Genomic DNA, 264 nt, shown 5'->3' with positions numbered 1-264 from the left:
CTTAGGCCGCTCTCGTATTTCTATTAGGCATGAGCTTCACCGTTGCCCTGAAGGTGATTACTGCGCCATTATAGCTCAGGATCATGCCGATACTTGTCGGCATCGTTGTGGTCGGCACTCGATTTTAACGCCTAAGTTGAAGCGGATGGTAACTGAGAAGCTAAACCTAGGTTGGTCCCCTGAAATGGTCGGTTATGCCGTTCACTGTGCGCCACACACGATTTACCACTGGATTTATCAAAGACAAGTCGATTTTCAGCCAAG

The 264-nt window shown here is 48.5% G+C and carries 1 pseudogene; it reads left to right on the top strand.

Annotated elements, in window-relative coordinates:
- A pseudogene (locus ACWPAB_RS15500) lies at positions 1-264 on the top strand (IS30 family transposase); the annotation flags it as partial.

The sequence above is a fragment of the Lacticaseibacillus sp. 30 genome (genome assembly GCF_053819265.1).
This window is presented reverse-complemented; position numbering and strand designations above follow the sequence as displayed.